This window comes from Mesorhizobium sp. M0060 (genome assembly GCF_040323155.1).
Taxonomy (GTDB): domain Bacteria; phylum Pseudomonadota; class Alphaproteobacteria; order Rhizobiales; family Rhizobiaceae; genus Mesorhizobium.
In genome coordinates this window covers 1-17,600 of the sequence record NZ_JAMYUP010000092.1, presented here as the reverse complement: position 1 = coordinate 17,600, position 17,600 = coordinate 1, and the positions used below count along the sequence as shown (strand labels likewise).

General features: G+C 62.9%; 21 protein-coding genes. 11 read left to right on the top strand and 10 right to left on the bottom strand.

Annotation, left to right across the window (positions count from 1 at the left end):
* The 8 genes from NKJ94_RS35200 to NKJ94_RS35165 form a co-directional block, all read right to left on the bottom strand.
* Nucleotides 1-206, bottom strand: a 206-nt coding sequence (locus NKJ94_RS35200) for a hypothetical protein (protein ID WP_352532124.1), incomplete at its 3' end; no start/stop codon positions are given.
* Between the two features lie 99 nt (nucleotides 207-305).
* Entirely contained in the window at nucleotides 306-674 is a 369-nt protein-coding gene (locus tag NKJ94_RS35195) for a hypothetical protein (protein ID WP_352532122.1), read from the bottom strand.
* Between the two features lie 196 nt (nucleotides 675-870).
* The gene (locus NKJ94_RS35190; protein ID WP_352532120.1) at nucleotides 871-1,650 is read right to left on the bottom strand and encodes a DsbA family protein; all 780 of its coding nucleotides are present in this window, start codon (nucleotides 1,648-1,650) and stop codon (nucleotides 871-873) included.
* 52 nt (nucleotides 1,651-1,702) lie between these two features.
* On the bottom strand, nucleotides 1,703-2,386 hold the full coding sequence (locus tag NKJ94_RS35185) for an SCO family protein (RefSeq protein WP_352532118.1): 684 nt from the start codon (nucleotides 2,384-2,386) through the stop codon (nucleotides 1,703-1,705).
* A 67-nt stretch (nucleotides 2,387-2,453) separates the two neighbouring features.
* Complete coding sequence (locus NKJ94_RS35180; RefSeq protein ID WP_352532116.1) at nucleotides 2,454-2,981, bottom strand: TlpA family protein disulfide reductase; 528 nt, start codon at nucleotides 2,979-2,981, stop codon at nucleotides 2,454-2,456.
* A 7-nt stretch (nucleotides 2,982-2,988) separates the two neighbouring features.
* Nucleotides 2,989-3,429 (bottom strand): DUF411 domain-containing protein, encoded by a 441-nt coding sequence (locus tag NKJ94_RS35175; protein WP_352532114.1) that lies wholly within the window; start codon nucleotides 3,427-3,429, stop codon nucleotides 2,989-2,991.
* 29 nt (nucleotides 3,430-3,458) lie between these two features.
* On the bottom strand, nucleotides 3,459-4,895 hold the full coding sequence (locus NKJ94_RS35170; protein ID WP_352532112.1) for a multicopper oxidase family protein: 1,437 nt from the start codon (nucleotides 4,893-4,895) through the stop codon (nucleotides 3,459-3,461).
* Nucleotides 4,896-5,026: 131 nt separating this feature from the next.
* Nucleotides 5,027-5,434, bottom strand: a complete 408-nt coding sequence (locus NKJ94_RS35165) for a hypothetical protein (protein ID WP_352532110.1) — start codon at nucleotides 5,432-5,434, stop codon at nucleotides 5,027-5,029.
* A gap of 109 nt (nucleotides 5,435-5,543) precedes the next feature.
* Between NKJ94_RS35165 and NKJ94_RS35160 the strand changes: the two genes are divergently transcribed.
* On the top strand, nucleotides 5,544-6,140 hold the full coding sequence (locus NKJ94_RS35160) for a cation efflux transmembrane domain-containing protein (RefSeq protein ID WP_352532108.1): 597 nt from the start codon (nucleotides 5,544-5,546) through the stop codon (nucleotides 6,138-6,140).
* Between the two features lie 153 nt (nucleotides 6,141-6,293).
* Nucleotides 6,294-7,733, top strand: a complete 1,440-nt coding sequence (locus NKJ94_RS35155; protein ID WP_352532106.1) for an FAD-binding oxidoreductase — start codon at nucleotides 6,294-6,296, stop codon at nucleotides 7,731-7,733.
* Nucleotides 7,734-7,797: 64 nt separating this feature from the next.
* Here NKJ94_RS35155 and NKJ94_RS35150 read toward each other — a convergent pair whose 3' ends face one another.
* Nucleotides 7,798-8,220 (bottom strand): hypothetical protein, encoded by a 423-nt coding sequence (locus tag NKJ94_RS35150; protein ID WP_352532104.1) that lies wholly within the window; start codon nucleotides 8,218-8,220, stop codon nucleotides 7,798-7,800.
* Nucleotides 8,221-8,784: 564 nt separating this feature from the next.
* Here NKJ94_RS35150 and NKJ94_RS35145 point away from each other — a divergent pair.
* The 5 genes from NKJ94_RS35145 (at nucleotide 8,785) to NKJ94_RS35125 (ending at nucleotide 13,930) form a co-directional block, all read left to right on the top strand.
* Nucleotides 8,785-10,317, top strand: coding sequence for a DUF2778 domain-containing protein (locus NKJ94_RS35145; protein ID WP_352532102.1), 1,533 nt, complete (start codon nucleotides 8,785-8,787; stop codon nucleotides 10,315-10,317).
* A 378-nt stretch (nucleotides 10,318-10,695) separates the two neighbouring features.
* Entirely contained in the window at nucleotides 10,696-11,481 is a 786-nt protein-coding gene (locus NKJ94_RS35140; protein WP_352532100.1) for a ThuA domain-containing protein, read from the top strand.
* 79 nt (nucleotides 11,482-11,560) lie between these two features.
* Nucleotides 11,561-12,613 carry a Gfo/Idh/MocA family protein gene (locus NKJ94_RS35135; protein WP_352532099.1) on the top strand — a complete coding sequence of 351 codons (1,053 nt, stop codon included), beginning with the start codon at nucleotides 11,561-11,563 and terminating at the stop codon, nucleotides 12,611-12,613.
* Nucleotides 12,614-12,665: 52 nt separating this feature from the next.
* The gene (locus tag NKJ94_RS35130; RefSeq protein WP_352532097.1) at nucleotides 12,666-13,049 is read left to right on the top strand and encodes a GFA family protein; all 384 of its coding nucleotides are present in this window, start codon (nucleotides 12,666-12,668) and stop codon (nucleotides 13,047-13,049) included.
* A gap of 422 nt (nucleotides 13,050-13,471) precedes the next feature.
* Nucleotides 13,472-13,930 carry a cytochrome c gene (locus tag NKJ94_RS35125; RefSeq protein WP_352473794.1) on the top strand — a complete coding sequence of 153 codons (459 nt, stop codon included), beginning with the start codon at nucleotides 13,472-13,474 and terminating at the stop codon, nucleotides 13,928-13,930.
* 435 nt (nucleotides 13,931-14,365) lie between these two features.
* Here the strand turns inward: NKJ94_RS35125 and NKJ94_RS35120 are convergent, their stop codons facing one another.
* Complete coding sequence (locus NKJ94_RS35120) at nucleotides 14,366-14,668, bottom strand: hypothetical protein (RefSeq protein ID WP_352532095.1); 303 nt, start codon at nucleotides 14,666-14,668, stop codon at nucleotides 14,366-14,368.
* On the opposite strand from NKJ94_RS35120, the gene NKJ94_RS35115 reads away from it, so the two are divergent.
* The 4 genes from NKJ94_RS35115 to NKJ94_RS35100 all read left to right on the top strand — a co-directional run bounded on the left by NKJ94_RS35115 (nucleotide 14,657) and on the right by NKJ94_RS35100 (nucleotide 17,051).
* Complete coding sequence (locus NKJ94_RS35115; protein WP_352532093.1) at nucleotides 14,657-15,943, top strand: LuxR C-terminal-related transcriptional regulator; 1,287 nt, start codon at nucleotides 14,657-14,659, stop codon at nucleotides 15,941-15,943. The two genes, NKJ94_RS35120 and NKJ94_RS35115, sit on opposite strands and share 12 nt — an antisense overlap.
* A gap of 109 nt (nucleotides 15,944-16,052) precedes the next feature.
* The gene (locus tag NKJ94_RS35110) at nucleotides 16,053-16,406 is read left to right on the top strand and encodes a hypothetical protein (protein ID WP_352532091.1); all 354 of its coding nucleotides are present in this window, start codon (nucleotides 16,053-16,055) and stop codon (nucleotides 16,404-16,406) included.
* Between the two features lie 13 nt (nucleotides 16,407-16,419).
* Complete coding sequence (locus tag NKJ94_RS35105) at nucleotides 16,420-16,740, top strand: hypothetical protein (protein WP_352532089.1); 321 nt, start codon at nucleotides 16,420-16,422, stop codon at nucleotides 16,738-16,740.
* 14 nt (nucleotides 16,741-16,754) lie between these two features.
* Nucleotides 16,755-17,051, top strand: coding sequence for a hypothetical protein (locus NKJ94_RS35100; protein ID WP_352532087.1), 297 nt, complete (start codon nucleotides 16,755-16,757; stop codon nucleotides 17,049-17,051).
* Nucleotides 17,052-17,600 lie beyond the last annotated feature (549 nt).

The following is a 17,600-nucleotide window of genomic DNA, read 5'->3' as shown; positions in this document are numbered from 1 at the left end:
AGGGCTCTCACCTCGGACCCTGCTCTTCGCCACGCGGTCGTCCGTGCGCGACAGGAGAATAGCGCAGATTTATCAAAAAGGCTCTTGTCGATCACATCAGTGGACCATTCATCATTGCAATCACCTTTGCGGTCAGTGAAAGCCCGCCTTCGTCGGTAAGCATCGGCGATTGCGAAGGGAATTAGCTCGCCGTGGATTTCGGTCAAGACGACGAGGAAATCCGATCGGCCGCCCTGTCGCCCTTGTCCCGGCAACCGGAAGTGTCTTGTCCTGCCAACCGGAGTGTCGACCACGTCCTGGTCGTCTTACATACCTCCGCCGCAGCCGTCTGAGAGATCCCAGACGTCGACGACCTGCTTGCCGGTGAAACCGTGCTCGCGAATCAGGAACTTCGCCAGCCCGCCATACACTTTCCAGCGCCAGCACTGACAGCAGCATGGGCCTTTCTCGCTGGAATTGGCCATCGCATAGTCGTAGGCCTGCTGCTCGTCGCCGGAGAGTTTCACATCGTAGTAGGGCATCATCTTCTGTGCGATGCCGGCCGGAATATCGTACGGATCGATTGGGATCATCGCGATCTCGCGGTACCTGGCCAGGCCGCTCACCTGCTCGGCATAGCGCTTCGTCTCCATTGGGCTGCAGCACGAGCCCGTGATCCGCGACATCGCCGGCATGGTCGCGATCGATTCCGTGAACTTGGTCGAACACGTGCTGTTGCCGTTCTGGCTGAGATATCTGAAACGGCGTACCAGATGTCGGGATCCTCAGCGGCGATCGCCAAATCCGGCTCCTTGAGCAAGCTCGCGACCGCAGAGGCGCCAAAGGCGCCACCCAGAACAACCGTCCGTCGGTTTGGGCAAAATATTCGGCTCATTTGCTGGTCCTCGCCTGCTCGATCAGTTTCTTCATCGTTGCGAGGTCGGTCGCGCCGGGGAAAATCTGCTCGCCAACGACGAAGCTTGGCGTTCCGCTGATCTTCAGCGCCTGGGCCAGTTGCGTATTCCGGTCGATCGACGCCTGGATATCGGGCTGCTGCATGTCGGTCTTCAGTTTAGCCACATCGAGACCGACGTCGGCAGCCACCTTCAGCACGACCGCTTCGGACACCCGCGTCTTCACCGCATACAAGGCCTTGTGGAATGCCATGTATTTGCCCTGGCGCACTGCGGCGAGAGCCGCCTTGGAAGCAAATACGGAATCCGTGCTGAGGATCGGGAATTCCTTGTAGACGATCTTGAGCTGCGGATCGTCGGCCATGGCTTGCGCCATGATCGGCGCAACCTGCCGGCAATAGGGGCAGTTGTAGTCGAAGAACTCGACCATGGTGACGTCGCCTTCGGCGTTGCCGCCGACCGGGCTCGCCGGGTCCCGGAAAATCTCGTCCGCCTTGTCCGTCAAGGCGGCTTTGGCCTCTTTTGCAGCAGCCTCGCGCTGGCGGGCGTCGAGGCTCTGCAGCGACTGCACGAGCACCTCGGGATGCGCAAGAATGTAGTCGTGAATGCGCTGGTCGAACTGGTCCTGGGACATCTCGCCCGCGGCGATCGCCTGGTTGTGGAGACCGAGCGCGAGCCAGACCGTCGCGCCGGCCAGCATGAAGGCACGGGCCATTTTGCCGATGGCTCCGATCGATGGATTGGACTTGTGGATCACAGGGTTCTCCTTCCCTCTGTTCGCCGGACCGCCGGCACGTGCACATGATGCCTCAGAACATGCCCTTGATTTTCGCCCACCATCCCGTTTCCTGCTCATGGTGCGGGCGCTCGACATTGTTGGTGAGCGCATTGACGAATGTGACGAGATTAACCGACGCGAAATCCAGGCCATGGAAATTCGCCCGCCAGCGGCCCTCCTTGTCGATCACATGGGTGATGGTGCCGTGCATCTGATAACCATCATCCGTCAGCGTGAACTTGTGGCCGAAGGCCTCCGCCAGTCTGCGGGTCGCATCCTCCGGCTGATCCTCCATCGTGGTCAGGAACAGCCAATTGACGGGATCGAGCCCGTGCGCCGGCCCGTATTTGCTGAGCACGTCCGGCGTGTCCCTGATTGGGTCGGTGGTGATGGTCACAAAGCTGACCCGGTCCTTCATCGGCGTGCCATTCACCATTTTCTGGATCTCGGCAATCTTCTCGGCGTGCAAGGGGCACACATCCGGGCACGATGTGTAGATGAAGTGGAGGACGACCACCTTGCCGCGCAGATCGGCCGTCCGCACGACACGCCCCTCGGCGGTGCGCAGCGTGAAATCAGGCGCCGGCTTGTCGATCGGCTGGAAATATTTCTCGTCGGCCTCAAGCGTGGCGTCGATTTCGTCGAGCGAGTGGGCTTGCGCCGGATACGAAAAGCCCGCGGTCAGCGCCGCAATGGCAATTACGCTTAGCAGCAAGCACCTCCATTCGTTCAAAGCCGATGCAACGCAGCGAGCCTTTAGCCCGAACATATCTGTCCCTTTCTCACTTGGCGGCGATGCGGCTGCGGATGAAGTCGACCATGTCGGGCGCGTCCCATTCGGCCGGCCCAATCAGCCGGCCGATCTCCTTGCCGTCGCGGTCGACCAGCAGGGTTGCCGGAAGGCCGACGGTGCCGATGGCGAACATGGCCTTGCCCGAGACGTCGATGTTGAGGGCGAGGTGCTTGATGCCGATGTCGGCGAAGAACTTCTTCACGATCTCAGGACCGGCGCGGTCCATGGACAGCGCGACGACCTCGAAATCCCGACCGCCGAGTTTGGCCTGTAGGCGATCGAGCGTCGGCATCTCCTTGCGGCAGGGCGCGCACCATGTCGCCCAGACGTTGAGCAGCACGACCTTGCCGTGGAAATCCGCAAGCATTTTCGTTTTGCCATTGCCATCCTCGAAGCTGATTTCCGGCACGGGGGCGGGCGCCTCGTGAACGGCAAAGTTCTGCGGCGGCTCAGCGGCTGATACCGGCCACGAAAACGCCAGCAGCATGCCAACCAGGACCATGGCCAGTTTGCTCACAATGTCCTCACTCGGTCGCGTAGACGGTGGGCGCCTTGCCGCCCTTGGTGAAGGCGTAGACGACGAAGGGGCCTTGCTTCTCACCACCCATGCCTGGGGCGCCGGCCGGCATGCCGGCGAGCGTTATGCCGGTGATGGCAGGGCGCTCGGTCAAAAGCTTCTTGACGATCTCGACCGGCACCAGGCCATCGACGATATAGCCATCGACCATCAGCGTGTGGCAGCCTTCGAGGTCGGCCGGCACGCCCGCATCGCTGCTGATCTGGGAGAGATTGTTGACCGGCTTGATGTCGACCTTGAAGCCGTTGTGCTCGAGATAGTTGGCGTAGGACTCGCAGCAGCTGCATTGCGGGTTCTTGTACATGACGGCGTTGATCGTTGCGGCGAAGGCGGGCAGCGGTGTTGCGATCAGCAGGGACAGTGCGGCAAGGCGGTAGGTCAGTTTCATTGCAGTTCTCCTTGGTTGGATAAAAAGTTTCAGGTCACGCGGAACGCTGTCATCAGGCCGGCCATCTGGTGATCGGCGACATGGCAGTGCAGCATCCAGTCGCCGGGATTGTCGGCGACGAAGGCGCATTCGATCGTATCCTTGGGGGCGAGCAGCACCGTGTCCTGCCATTGCCGGTGCGGCACCGGCGAGCCGTTGCGCGAAAGCACCGACAGGCTGAAGCCGTGGACGTGCATGGGATGCCACCAGGCGGTTTCGTTACGCATGGTGAGATGGCAGGTGGCGCCGCGTGACAGCGTGAACTCAGGCGCCATACCGGCGTGGCCGTCGCCGGTCATCGACTTGCCGTTGATTGCCCAGGCGGCGGCGCCGTTCATGCCGGGCATCGCCATGCCCATCATGCCGCCGACGCCGGCGAGCTTGCCGCCGCCCATCATGCCGCCCTGCAGGACGATCTCATGTCTTTCGGCCCTGGCCAGATCGGGGCTCGGCAGCGGATTGGCCGGCAGACGAAGCGGCGCATCAAGGGGATGGTCGCGCAGCGGCGCTCCTGCATCATAGGCAAGCGTCGTCAGGGTGTAAGCAAGGCCATCATAGTAATCGTCGATCACCGCATGTCGGCTGCCGGGGTCGCCCTGCAGGTCGAGCATCACATCGACGCGCATGGCAGGCGCCACCACAAGACGGCCTCCCTCCGGTTCGTGCGGATCGCAGGGCTGTCCGTCGATGGCGACGACAACCGGCCGGTGGCCTTCGAACCGCAGGGCCATGATGCGGGCGAGCGATGCATTGGCCAGCCGCAGCCGGACGCGCTCGCCGGCCCGCACCTTCTGGTCCGCCGGCGGCGCGCCGTTGAGGGTCACGAGACCGCCGACACGGCCAGACATGGCGGCATCCATCGCGCTGCCGAAGCCGGCGGCGATCTGCCCATCGGCCGCAAGCCGCCAGTCCTGCAGCAGCCACAGAATGTCACGGTCGACGGCGACCGGCTCGACCTCCTCGACGACCAGTGCGCCGGCAAGGCCACGGCCGAGCTGGACCAGGCTGTTGGCGTGCGGATGATACCAGAAGGTGCCGGCATCGGGCGGGGTGAATTCATAGATGAAATTTTCACCTGGCCTGATCGGCTTCTGCGTCAGGCCCGGCACGCCGTCCATGGCGTTCGGCAGTCGGATGCCATGCCAGTGAACCGTGGTGTCTTCGTCCAGTCCGTTCTTGACGGAGATGCGAGCGGGCTGCCCCTGGCGTAAGCGCAGTGTCGGGCCGGGGACCGTGCCATCATAGGCCCATACGGGAGTGCGCGGACCATCAGGGCCGGCGAACCGGGCCTGGCCCGGCGCCACCCTGATCCGGTATTCGCCCGTGGCCATCGCCAGCGCAGGACGGATCGGCGCGGCGGCGGCAATGCTTGCTGCCGCAAGCAGGAATTTGCGGCGCGTTATGAACGGATTTGAAACGGAATTCACTCTTGTGACCCCTGCGGTAACCGACGGCGAACGTCGCGACGTCGATTGAATTGCTACCGCGCCCGCTGCGCAGTACGCGCAACCGGGCGATCAAACGCCGCTAACCAGCCGTGGAACGGCAGAAAACGGCGTCAGACGAGAGCGCTGGGCCTTGGAGGGAATGGGTCGGGCAGCAGACTTCGCCCGTGCAGGAACGGGGCGGGAAGCGCCGACGGCAGTTCGGCCTCCGGCAGTCCCGTCACGGGGAGAGCCTCCGGCAGCACCGCCAGAGCCGGTGCGACACAGGTCGGCGCACATTGCATCGGTTTGTCATTGCCGGCCCAGCCCTTGAGGCAAGCGTTGCAGTCACCATCCTTGGCATCGGCCATCTTGGCCATGTCGGCGTCGGTGGTGCCGGTATCTGCGGCCATGGTCATGCCGCCGTCGACTGCCATCCTGGCCGACATGACGGCAGCCTGAGCGGCGGACAGGCTGAACCCGGCGGTCACGACGACCGCGAGCAGCATGACCAGGAGGTGTTTTGGTGACAGGCGTGCCATGTTCGGCCTAGGCTGGCCTCAAAACGCCGCTTTTGCAAGCCCCGACAACGCGACATCGAAACCGTCGAGGGCAGGGCAGCCTGTAAGAAGCATCGTGTCAGGGCAGATCATGCAGCAACCTCTTACACCGGACGGCCTTCGCCGCGTGGTGCTTGTCGTCGCGCTGCTGAACCTCGGTTATTTCGGCATTGAATTCGCCGTGGCGCTGGCGATCGGCTCGGTGTCGCTGTTCGCCGACAGTGTCGATTTTCTGGAAGACGCCTCGGTCAATCTCCTCATACTGCTCGCCATGGGATGGTCGCTGCGTGCCCGCTCGCGGGTCGGCATGGCGCTGGCGCTTATGCTGCTGGTGCCGGGCCTGGCGACGCTGTGGACCGCGTGGGAAAAGTTCAACATGCCGGTGCCGCCGCAGCCGACGGCCCTGACGCTGGCGGGGTTGGGCGCTCTCGCGGTCAATCTGTCATGCGCCTACATGCTGGCGCGCTACCGCCATCACAGCGGCAGCCTTACCAAGGCGGCGTTTCTCTCGGCCCGCAACGACGCCGTCGCCAACATTGCGATTGTACTGGCCGGGCTGGTGACTGCGTTCATTTGGCGCTCGGCGTGGCCGGATTTGATCGTCGGCCTGGGAATTGCGGGACTGAATGCAGATGCGGCGCGGGAGGTCTGGGAGGCAGCTCGGGAGGAGCAGCGCGCTGTTTCGTGAATCCAAAACGCTCAGCGGTGCCAGGTTGCCGACGCGCCAAGGTGGGCCGCAATCGTTAGTAGTCAGCCAGAAACTTGCGCGATTTCTAATATAAGCGCACATTTTCAAAGCGGGCGGGAGGAAGAACGGCTCACAAACAATCGGGAGGAAACCATGAACAGCATGAGCCTCACTACGCTCGATCGCGGCAAGACGACGGTCGACGCCGCCGCCCTGGAGGCGCTTTCGGCGCAATTGCGCGGCTCGGTGCTGCGGGAAGGCGACGCCGCCTATGACGACGCACGCAGCATCTGGAACGCCATGATCGACCGACGGCCCGGGCTGATCGTACGCTGCGCCGGCGCCGCCGATGTCATCGCCGCCGTGAATTTTGCCCGGGAAAACAGGCTTCTGCTCGCGGTTCGCGGCGGTGGTCACAATATTGCCGGCAGCGCCGTCTGCGATGGTGGCCTGGTGATCGATCTGTCGTCAATGAGGTCGGTGCGGGTCGATCCGGCGACGCGGCGAGCATGGGTGGAACCGGGAGCGACGCTCGCCGATGTGGACAGGGAAACACAGGCGTTCGAACTGGCGGTGCCGACCGGCATCAACTCGACCACCGGCATATCGGGCCTGACGCTGGGCGGCGGCTTCGGCTGGATCACCCGGAAGTTCGGCCTGACCATCGACAGTCTTCTCTGCGCCGACGTGGTTACCGCCGACGGCAAGCTGCTGCGCGCCAGCCAGACCGAAAATCCGGACCTGTTCTGGGCACTGCGCGGTGGCGGCGGCAATTTCGGTGTCGTCACGGCTTTCGAGTTCAAGCTCCACCATGTCGGTCCGCAGGTCCTGGCGGGGCTTGTCGTCCATCCCTTCGCCGATGCCGAAAACGTCTTGCGGGAATACCGGTCGGCGCTCGAAGCGGCGCCCGATGAGCTGACCTGCTGGGTGGTCATGCGGCAGGCACCGCCGCTGCCGTTCCTGCCGGCGGAATGGCATGGCAAGGAGGTGCTGGTGCTGGCCATGTGCTATTGCGGCGACCTCGGGGAAGGCGAAAAAGCGACGCAAAGGCTTCGCGCCATCGGCACACCGATTGCCGATGTCGTCGGCCCCAACCCGTTCACCGGCTGGGAGCAGGCATTCGATCCGTTGCTGACGCCCGGCGCCCGCAACTACTGGAAGAGCCATGACTTCACCGAGCTTTCCGACAGCGCGATCGACGTCGTCACGGCAGCGATACCCGGGCTTCCGGGGCCTGAATGCGAGATATTCTTCGCCCATATCGGCGGTGCCGCGGGCCGCGTGACAGCGGATGCAACGGCGTTTCCGCAACGCAGCGCGCATTTCGTCATGAATGTTCACGCCCGTTGGCGCGAACCAGGAATGGACCGCGCCTGCCTCGACTGGGCGCGCGGTGTCTATGAAGCGGCCAAGCCCTATGCCGTCGGCACGGCCTACGTCAACTTCATGCCTGAGGACGAGGTCGACCGGGTCAAAGCAGCCTATGGCGGCAACTATCGGCGGCTTCTGGAAATCAAGCGGCGCTACGACCCCCTCAACCTGTTCCGCATGAACCAGAATTTGCGCCCCGTGGAAAATTTGCGCGCCGCATAGGGCACACGCAACGACAAGGCCCGCGCCTCCGACGGAGGACGCGGGCCGATTTCGACGGCATGCGCTAGGCAGGTATCAAGACGGCGATGCGGTGGATGCCGACCACCTTGCTGGTGTTGGCTGCCTCGTCGGTCTTGCCCTTGGAGCAGGTATACACGTCACCTTCCTTGAGCTTGAATTCCTTGTCGGCTTTCTTGATCGTGAATTCACCGGCGGCAATGGTGCACACCATGTCGTTGTCCATTACCATCGCAGGGGCGGCTGCTCCGGGCTGAAAGACTATATCTACAATTGAGATGCTCTTGTAAGCGGGGATATCGGAATTGCCGGTGCCGACCTCAACCAATCTGACGCCGGGTGCAATCTCCTTGCCTTCCTTCGGGCCGTATTTCTTCACCTTTGCCGCCGCCGCCAGCGTGAACAAAGGCGTTACCGCGGCCGCCGTCACGCCGAGAGCAATCGCGGACCTGCGATTCATGGTTTTCATCGCATCCTCCCATTTGTTGGTCGCGCACGAATGTGCGTGACCAGCGTACATTAGCATAAATGCAGATAATTAGCATAAATGCAGATAATTGCAGAGCGGCGTTTCGGAGATTCCAGGAGCGAACCGTCGGCAGGCCGACCGGATCGCCGGGGGCTTGATGGCGGCGCTGCCGGCCGCACGATTCTTGTCGACCCGGCTTTACTTTGGCAGCCGTCGCCGACCCTGCCCAGCAAGGTCTAGTCATTTCGCTTTCTTGACTCGGCCGACAAAAACGGGCAGCAAAGTCATCAATGGAGGGCAGTTTTGCTAACTATGCAGGTTTTGGAGGGCGTTTTTCGGTGTGACCGTCGCCCAATCGGCGGTCGGTAGAGGGATTGGTTAACCAACTTTGTCCATCTTTTGAATCAATCGGCAACAGACGCGAAGCGTGCTGGGGGCACCAGGCGAACTGTGAATGTCACGGCTGCGAGATCCGCTAGCCGGCAACGGCCGATTGAGAGTGGTTGAATGGCGTTTGTGAGTGCGAAAACCCGGGGTGACGGTCCTGCAACTGGATTGACTTCGATGAGGCCCGGCCTGCGCTGGGTCGCGGTTCCGGCCGTCGGCGCAGCCATTGCTTTATGGTCGGTGGCGACCTTGGCCGGCCTTTATTCGATCGGAACCTCGCTCACCGCCGCTTCCAACGGTCTCCCGCAAAGCCTGCTCGCGCCGCGCACCATCGCGCTCGCCGATCCTCGCCGCAGCCTTGCAAAGGCACAGGCCCCGACATGGGCCGCGGCAAATGCAGCATTGTCGGCTCAGCTGCAGCACGGATGCGATGCCAACTGCCTGCGGTCGGCGTCGAACTTCGTTCACCAGGGAAAATCGGCGCGTCTCAAGCGCAATATCGTGCCGCTTGTCGCCGATGCGTCGCGGCAATCGAGCTTCGACGACGTGGTGGCCAAGGCCGCGCTGTCGCCGCAAAAGCTTGCCGCTGCCTTTGCCCGTGCCTCCTCCGGCTCACACGTCATGCTCGCCAGCCTGCCGGCCGACGCCCGGTTCGCCGAGCCGGTACGCATACCCGACCCGAACGGCCCGGCATCGGTGCGCTTCGGCCCGGAGGTGGCGGAGATCGAACGCTCGTCGCGCCTGGCGCTGGCGCTGGCAAATACGTTGCCGGAGGAAATGATCGATGTGCTCCCGACAGCCGTCGCGGCAAGCGAGCCTGCAGCTTCACAAGAGCCGCAAGAGCCTGAGGTCCAGTTAGCCTCGCTGCCGCCGCAAGACGACATGCCCGACGGCATTCCGCTGCCGACGCAGCGCCCGCAGGCGGATATCGATCCGCCTGCCGAGGCGCCGCGGGCTCAAGCATCAAGAGACCAGGCATCAGGAGATCAGGCGCCAAAAGACCAGGCGCCAAAGGCCCAGGCACCAAAAACGGAGCCGCCCAAGGCGCGGGCCTCCAGGACCGCCAAGGCGAGCAAGGTCCAGACGGCCGATGCCCCGCCGGTCGAGACGCAACCCGGCAGCCTGTCGCCTCGCAATTCGTCACAAGCGGCAGTGCCGGCCGTGTCGGGCAAGCCGGGCAAACGGTCGAAGACGCAGGGCGGCGACATGCTGGCCTATGCCAAGCCCGACATGCCTTCCGGCGGTCTCGGCGGAGCCTTCAGGAACCTGTTCACCACGCCCGGCATGGGCAGCGGCGTCGCTGTCTACGACATCTCGGCCAAGACCGTCTATATGCCCGACGGCTCGCGGCTGGAGGCACATTCGGGACTGGGCGCGATGGTCGACCAGCCACGCTACGTCCACAAGAAGAATGTCGGTCCGACGCCGCCCGACACCTACAATCTGACGATGCGCGAATCGCGCTTCCACGGCGTCGAGGCGATCCGTCTGACGCCGGCCAGCGGCAGCAACAAATATGGCCGCGACGGCCTGCTTGCCCACACTTACATGCTGCGCGGCGGGCGCGCGGAATCCAATGGCTGCGTCGTTTTCAAGGACTATGCCCGCTTCCTCGCCGCCTATAAGAAAGGCAAGATCAAGCGTCTGGTCGTGGTGCCGCGCCTTAGCAAGCCGCTGACGCGGGTCGCCCAGGACGGGCGAGGGGCTTAGGTCGTTAGCGGCGTCTCAGAATGAAAGCCGTTCCTGCGGTGATCCTTAGCGCCCCCCTCTGTCCTGCCGGACATCTCCCCCACTAGGGGGGAGATTGGCAGCTTCGGCGCGCCGCCTAATCCTGCAACGTCGAAGATTGGCGAAAACCGATGTCACGTCAGATCTCCCCCCAAGTGGGGGAGATGTCCGGCAGGCCAGAGGCGAGCGCTGTCCCGCCGACCTCGCCGGGTTTTGCTTGGAGCCGTGTGGATCTTCCCCGCTGGACGCTTTTCCACCCAATTGTCACCATGTAGCTCTGAGAGAGTTTTCAACCGCGGCTGGGGACAGTATGAGTGACCGGATCGGGCGGCTCCAGCTTCAAATCAATACGAGGACATCATGACAATACGCGTTGTCGTTTGGGGCGAGAACATCCATGAGCGGACCAACGAGGTGGTCGCAGGCATCTATCCCGAGGGCATGCACGCGACGATTGCCAACGCGCTGAAGTTCGACCCAGAGATTTCGGTATCCTGGGCGACGCTTGAGCAGCCGGAGCATGGCCTGCCGGCCGACCGTCTGGCCGAGACCGATGTCTTGCTGTGGTGGGGGCACAAGGACCATGGCGCCGTCGCCGACGAAGTGGTCGAGCGCGTGGCGCGCCGCGTCTGGGAAGGCATGGGGCTGATCGTTCTCCATTCCGGGCATTTCTCGAAGATCTTCAAGAAGCTGATGGGCACGCCCTGCACGCTGAAATGGCGCGAGGCCGGCGAGCGCGAACGGCTCTGGGTGACCAGCGCAAGCCATCCGATCGCCGCGGAACTTGGCGAGTATTTCGAGCTCGAGAACGAGGAGATGTACGGCGAGCAGTTCGCCGTGCCGGAGCCGCTGGAAACCGTCTTCATCTCCTGGTTCCAGGGCGGAGAAGTGTTCCGGTCGGGGCTGACCTATCGTCGCGGCGCCGGCAACATCTTCTATTTCAGGCCAGGCCATGAGACCTATCCGACCTATCACGACGCCAATGTCCAGAAGGTGCTGCGCAATGCGGTGAAATGGGCGCACAATCCGCAAGGCTCCAATCCGGCCATCCTCGATGCGCCGAACGTACCGGTGGAGAAGGCGCTCGAACCGATCGTCGAGCGCGGCGGAAAACTTCATTCCGCGGGCGAAGCCGGCTTTCGCTAGGCCACCATCCCGAACCTTCGGTGGTTCGGGAAATCCATGATCAAACAAGAAGATAAGCCCCATCCTAAGGATAAGAATCATGCGTCTCTTGATACTCGGCACCGGCTGGATGGCGGAAGAGCACGCTAGGCAGTTCGGTAAGATCGAGGGCGTCGAACTGATCGGCGCCGTCGATCTCGACCGCGCGCGTGTCGACAAATTTTCGGACGTCTACGGTATCGCCAACCGGTTCGCGTCGCTGCAAGACGCGCTCGCATGGGGCAAGTTCGACGCGGTGGCGAACGTGACGCCGGATCGTATCCACCATCCGACCACCATGATGCTGATCGCGGCGGGCAAGCCGGTGCTGTGCGAAAAACCGCTGGCCGAAAATTACCAGAAGGCCAGTGAGATGGCCGATGCCGCCGAGCGGGCCGGCATCATCAACATGGTGAACCTGACCTATCGCAACGCCGCTGCGCTGCAGAAGGCGCGCGCCATGGTGCTGGCCGGCGAGATCGGCACGGTCAGGCATGTCGAGGCATCCTATCTGCAGAGCTGGCTGGTGTCCAAATTCTGGGGCGACTGGCGCACCGATCCGAAATGGCTGTGGCGGCTGTCGCGCGGCCATGGCTCCAACGGCGTGCTCGGCGACGTCGGCATCCACATCCTCGATTTCGCCAGCTATGGTGCCGGGCTCGGCATCGACCACGTGTTCTGCCGGCTGAGGACCTTCGACAAGGCGCCCGGCAAGCGGATCGGCGAGTACGAGCTCGACGCCAATGACAGTTTCACCATGGCGCTGGATTTCAGCAATGGCGCTTTCGGTGTCGTTCATGCCAGCCGCTGGGCAACCGGCCATCTGAACGAACTCCGCCTGCGCATCTACGGCGACAAGGGTGGCATCGAAGTCGTGCACAATCTGACCAGCTCGGAGCTGAAAGCGTGCATCGGCGAGGATGTCGAGAACGCCAAATGGCAGGTTCTCGACGTCGGAACGGTGCCGACCAACTACCAGCGCTTCGTCGATGCAGTGCGCAACGGCGTCCAGGCCGAACCGTCATTCCGCCACGCGGCCGAACTGCAGAAGGTGCTCGACCTGGCGGTCGTCTCGGATGAGAAGAGGGCCGAATTGAGCACCGATACGCAGTGATATCGTTCAGGGAATCTTGAGAGGAGCCAGCCATGGTCACGCGGCGCGCCGAATGTTCCTGCGGTCAGCTGTCAGCCACCTGCTCGGGCGAGCCGGTACGCGTCTCGGTTTGCCATTGCTTGGCCCTGCAAGCGACGCACCGGCAGCGCGTTCAGTTTCAACGGTGCGGTTTGCCGAAGGTGATGTCTCCGTCCACGGCCGCTCGGCGGAGTTCACGCGCATTGGCGACGAGGGCGGCCGCGTCATCGACAGCTTCTGCCCCGATTGCGGCACCACCGTCCATTACCGGATTGACACTCAACCCGGTCTGACCGCCATCCCGGTGGGCGCTTTCGCGGACCCTGCGTTCCCGCCGCCCTTCCTGTCCTTCTACCACGAGAGCCGGCGCTGCCAGTGGGTCGAGGTCCGAACCGAACCTTTGGCGACGTTCGGCTGAAGCCGCTGGTCGCCTCCGGCTGACGTTTTAGGATCAAACCCAATCACTCTGAACGACCGAGTTCGACCCGGTCCGACCGTACAAGGCATTTCAGGCGACGAAGTCGATCCATCACCGTGCGTGGCTCGATCGCGCCGGAAGAAAGCGTTGTGCGTCGGCTGGGCAAGCTCCGTAACAGTTGCGCTCAACGGGGCACGACAAGTGCCGACGGTCCAATTGATCGCCGATGGTTAATATGTGCTGGCCATGCTAGAATTTAGCGTCCTCGACGTGGTTAAAATCGGGGCATTGCGACCGGTTGACGGCGCGGGAGGTCGACGGACAAACCACGAACAGACCACAGGGAGGAAGCATTGTTTCGGACACCAGTTCATCTTGCATTCTTGACAGCGTCGATTGTTGCCCTGCCATCTTACGCGGCCATGGCCGATGACACACAGATCGCGCGCGGCGAATATCTGGTTACGATTGCTGGCTGCAGCGACTGTCACACCTCCGGTTACTTCTTCGGGAAGCCCGACATGTCGCGCTTCCTTGGCGGTTCAGATGTGGGCTTCGAGATTCCTGGCCTTGGTGTCTTTGTCGCCCGCAATATCACGCCTGACAGGGAGACCGGTATCGGAAGCTGGACCCCGGAGCAGATCGTCACCGCGATCCAGACCGGCGAACGGCCGGACGGCCGCATCCTGGCGCCGATCATGCCTTGGCGCGATTTTGCGCATCTCACCGCGGATGACGCTATGGCGATCGCGGCATTCCTCCAAAGTGTGAAGCCGGTCAGCCACCAGGTTCCCGGCCCGTTCAAACCCGGGGAAGCGGTGTCGACCTTCATGATGCGGATTATGCCGCCGGGGGAAGCTGCAGCCGCTGCAACGAAGTAGGGCGGCTTTGATCGGAACGAGATTTTTCGCCGAATAATGGGTGAATGTCCGCCTTGGAGATGGTGAGGCCGATATCCGAACGGCAGAAATGGGGTCGATTCGAGCCGTTGCGCGAAGGGCAGCTTTTGAGAAGCGCCATGAATGTCGCGATATTGGCGCTACCTACTCGTTCCCATCGACGAGACGAATGGCAGCATCCACCTTCCCCGGTCCTCGGCGGCGGACGCGATGAACGGCTCGATTGAGCCCGAAACGAACTTCTGTCACATCGGTAACCTGCCGCCACCTCCTCAGCAAGATATGTGCTATTCTGGGGCTATGCCCGCGCCCTCCGACCGATCACGCGACAAGTCGCCGGAAGACGGTGCAGTTGCATCGGATCCGTATGCGGAGCTAGCCAATCGCGGCGATTGGTCCAGGCTTCACCGCGAACTGTCAGACAGAGACCGCTGCAGTGAACTTGGCGGCGCCGAGCTCCAGCGCCTCGGGGAAGCCGCCTACATGCTTGGGCGCGAGGAGGAATTCGTTCGGGACTACGAGAGGGCCTTCGAAGAGCATCTCCGGAACGGACGCGAACGATCCGCAGCGCGTTGCGGCTTCTGGATCGGGCTCACCCTGATGTTTCGCGGAGAATTCGCCCAAGGCAGCGGATGGCTGACCCGCGCCAACCGGCTGGTCGAGGATCATACGCAGGAATGTGCAGAACACGGTTACCTTCAGCTCCCAATGGTCGAACAACGTCTCGCCGCCGACAGGCCGGACGAAGCATTCGCGCACGCAACACGTGCCGCGGAGATCGGACAGCGCTGCGAAGATCCGGACCTCTTGGCTATCGCGCGCCACCTTCAGGGCCGGATATTGATCCTGCAGGGCGACTATGTGCGCGGCTTCGAACTGCTGGACGAGGCGATGGTTTCGGTCACCTCGGGCCGGCTCTCACCGATCGTTACCGGGCTGGTCTACTGCAGCGTGATCGAGATCTGTCAGAAATTTCATGCCACGGGCCGGGCGAGGGAATGGACATCGGCGCTGGTCGGATGGTGCGCGGGACAGCCCGACATCGTTGCCTTCACCGGCAGATGCCTGATCCACCGGGCCGAAATCCTGATCCTCGACGGCCACTGGGACGAGGCCGGCCGCGAGGCCGGTGTCGCCAGCATCCGCCTTCAGCAGGGGCCCTCGAAGCACCACGCCGGTCCGGCATTCTACCAGAAGGGCGAGGTATTTCGCCTCCGCGGCCAATGGAACGAGGCCGATGCCGCCTATCGCGCGGCGAGCAGGCTCGGGTTCGATCCGCAGCCGGGGCTGGCGCTTATGCGATTGCAGCAGGGGCACGAGCAGCCGGCCCTTTCGGCGATCCGCCGCGCACTGCAGTCCGTCGACGACATGCCGGGCAAACTCCGCCTTTTGCCGGCTGCGGTGGAAATCACTCTCGCCGTCGGTTCGGCCGATGACGCTTGGGAGCTGTGCGAAACACTGCACGACTGCGCGCGCCAATATTCCGCGGATGCAGTCCGCGCCGCAGCCGCCGAGGCTACCGCGCGGGTGCTGATCCATGCTGGTCGAGCCGCGGAGGCATTGGCCCATATCCGGCGCGCGGTAGCGATCCTCTGGGACCTTCGGGCGCCCTATCATCTTGCCCGGATGCGGGTGCTGACAGCGCGGGCCTGTCTCGCAACCGGCGATACTGAAGCGGCGCAGACCGAACTGGACGAAGCGATAAGACTTTTCCGCGAGCTCGGCGCGCGCCCCGACGAAGCCGTTGCCGGCAAGCTGCGGGTCACCATGACGGCGACAGGCAGCGAAGTTCTCACCCCCAGACAGACGCAGGTTCTGCGCCTGATCGCGTCAGGCCTGACCAACCCGGAAATTGCCGGCGAGCTCGGTCTGAGCCAGCGGACGGTAGACCGTCACGTTAGCGATATCCTGACGCGGCTGAACGTGCGCACGCGCGCGGCAGCCACGGCCTATGCGGTCGAGCACGGCCTGATCGGCATGGACGTATCTGGGTAATCCTACCCAAGCCAAAATTTCTCGTTGCGTGGGTACTTACGCCGAAGCGGGCAACCGTGGCGCGGGTCTAAACCTCATGGCGTGGTAAAGGCCACAGGAGGTTTTCCCGATGCAAACGAATAATAACAACATGAGCGGGCCGGGCGGTGTCTGGCTCGCCACCGGAACGCTGCTGCTGGCGGCTGCGCTCGTCTTTCACGGGCCACCGGACGCGGATTTGTCTGTTCAGATGCAGAATATCGCCGAGGGCCATGGGCGATGGGCTACGGTCCATTGGACGGCGGCAGCGGCGCTGTTCCTGATCGCCGGCGCTTCGTTCCTGAACCTGGCGCTCAACCCCCGGGTCCGGCGTTCGCCGATGCTGAGTTCTGCCTGGATAGTGATGGCTCTCGGCGCCCTGACCACGTTCTCCACCGCAGTCGCCGAGGCATCGGTGGTCGCGGTCGCGGACCGACCGGGGTGACACCAACGCCTTCATGACCTGGTGGGCGTTTTCCGGCGGCATGGGTAACGGATTCTGGGCGCTCGCCCTGGCGACAGCGCTTGTCGCGTATCACGACGCCCGCGATGACGTCGGGATACTGCCCCGATGGGCCGCGATCGTCGGCTCGGCGTTCGGTATCCTTTCGGCAACCGGGTGGACACTCGGTGAGCAGCTCGGGATCGGCATCGGAGGTCCGATCTGGCTGATTTCCTCGCTTCTCATGTGCCTGTGGCTCGCGTGGTACGGGCTGTCCTCAAGGAGCGTCCGGTCGGGCAAGCCACAGCGCAAAGCGCCTGATCCAGCATCATCTTAAGACAGGAGGAAAACATGTCCCTTCAAACGAAGGAAATCGAAGCGACGATCCACGACGTCCACGAATTCTTCACCGACTGGGTGACGGGCCGATGCCGTGGCGACGATGCGACGTTCAAGAAGAACGCGCTCGATCGGATCAGCGAAGATCTCGTCGCCATCATGCCAGGCGGCAGGGCGTTCGGGAAAAAAGACTTCGCAGGTTACATGAAGAGCATCTACGGATCGAATCCGGTCTTCCGTATCAAGATACGCGACATCCGGATCAGCCATCAAAGCGCCGACCTGGCGGTCGTGAACTACCACGAATGACAACGCGACGCGAAGGACTCCGATCAACCGAACAATGGCCGGGTCACGACGATGGTGGTCCGCGATCGCGGCTACAGCCGGGGGCCCGAGATCTTGCAAGTTCATGAAACCTGGCTCCCAGCCGATGTCGTTCAGTCCGCGGATTTCGCGTTCTGAGAAGCGTCGGTCCGAAACGGGCAGAGAAAGGAATTGCGCTGGCGGGACCATCGGCTCTGCCGGCGTCATGGAGCCAGAACTGTGCTTCTTTTCAGCCCGAATTGATCCACATTCAACGTCCGGCTAGCCCAGCAATCCGGCCATTCCATGCGTTCGCGTGGAGCGTCGGCTCGCCACCGATTGTGTTGAAGAAGTCGGTGATTAAGCCAGGCGTTCTTTTCGCCGCGACGAGTTGCGATTGGGTCGAGGCGGCCTCCTTGCCCTAAGTGGCTGGGATTGGTGTCCGGATAGTGCAGATCTTGGCCAATTTCCTGAGGTTCTGGGCGATGGCTGCGAGGTGGAACTCATCGCGGGCACCACAGGGGCCGCGCAATCGCAGTCTGTCGAGCTTCA

Coding starts and splice junctions, on each gene's coding strand:
- NKJ94_RS35195 (WP_352532122.1), bottom strand. CDS start 674: ATGCCGGCGATGTCGCGGATCACGGGCTCGTGCTGCAGCCCAATGGAG.
- NKJ94_RS35175 (WP_352532114.1), bottom strand. CDS start 3,429: ATGAAACTGACCTACCGCCTTGCCGCACTGTCCCTGCTGATCGCAACA.
- NKJ94_RS35165 (WP_352532110.1), bottom strand. CDS start 5,434: ATGGCACGCCTGTCACCAAAACACCTCCTGGTCATGCTGCTCGCGGTC.
- NKJ94_RS35160 (WP_352532108.1), top strand. CDS start 5,544: ATGCAGCAACCTCTTACACCGGACGGCCTTCGCCGCGTGGTGCTTGTC.
- NKJ94_RS35155 (WP_352532106.1), top strand. CDS start 6,294: ATGAACAGCATGAGCCTCACTACGCTCGATCGCGGCAAGACGACGGTC.
- NKJ94_RS35150 (WP_352532104.1), bottom strand. CDS start 8,220: ATGAAAACCATGAATCGCAGGTCCGCGATTGCTCTCGGCGTGACGGCG.
- NKJ94_RS35145 (WP_352532102.1), top strand. CDS start 8,785: ATGAGGCCCGGCCTGCGCTGGGTCGCGGTTCCGGCCGTCGGCGCAGCC.
- NKJ94_RS35140 (WP_352532100.1), top strand. CDS start 10,696: ATGACAATACGCGTTGTCGTTTGGGGCGAGAACATCCATGAGCGGACC.
- NKJ94_RS35135 (WP_352532099.1), top strand. CDS start 11,561: ATGCGTCTCTTGATACTCGGCACCGGCTGGATGGCGGAAGAGCACGCT.
- NKJ94_RS35130 (WP_352532097.1), top strand. CDS start 12,666: ATGTTCCTGCGGTCAGCTGTCAGCCACCTGCTCGGGCGAGCCGGTACG.
- NKJ94_RS35125 (WP_352473794.1), top strand. CDS start 13,472: ATGGCCGATGACACACAGATCGCGCGCGGCGAATATCTGGTTACGATT.
- NKJ94_RS35115 (WP_352532093.1), top strand. CDS start 14,657: ATGGTCGAACAACGTCTCGCCGCCGACAGGCCGGACGAAGCATTCGCG.
- NKJ94_RS35110 (WP_352532091.1), top strand. CDS start 16,053: ATGCAAACGAATAATAACAACATGAGCGGGCCGGGCGGTGTCTGGCTC.
- NKJ94_RS35105 (WP_352532089.1), top strand. CDS start 16,420: ATGACCTGGTGGGCGTTTTCCGGCGGCATGGGTAACGGATTCTGGGCG.
- NKJ94_RS35100 (WP_352532087.1), top strand. CDS start 16,755: ATGTCCCTTCAAACGAAGGAAATCGAAGCGACGATCCACGACGTCCAC.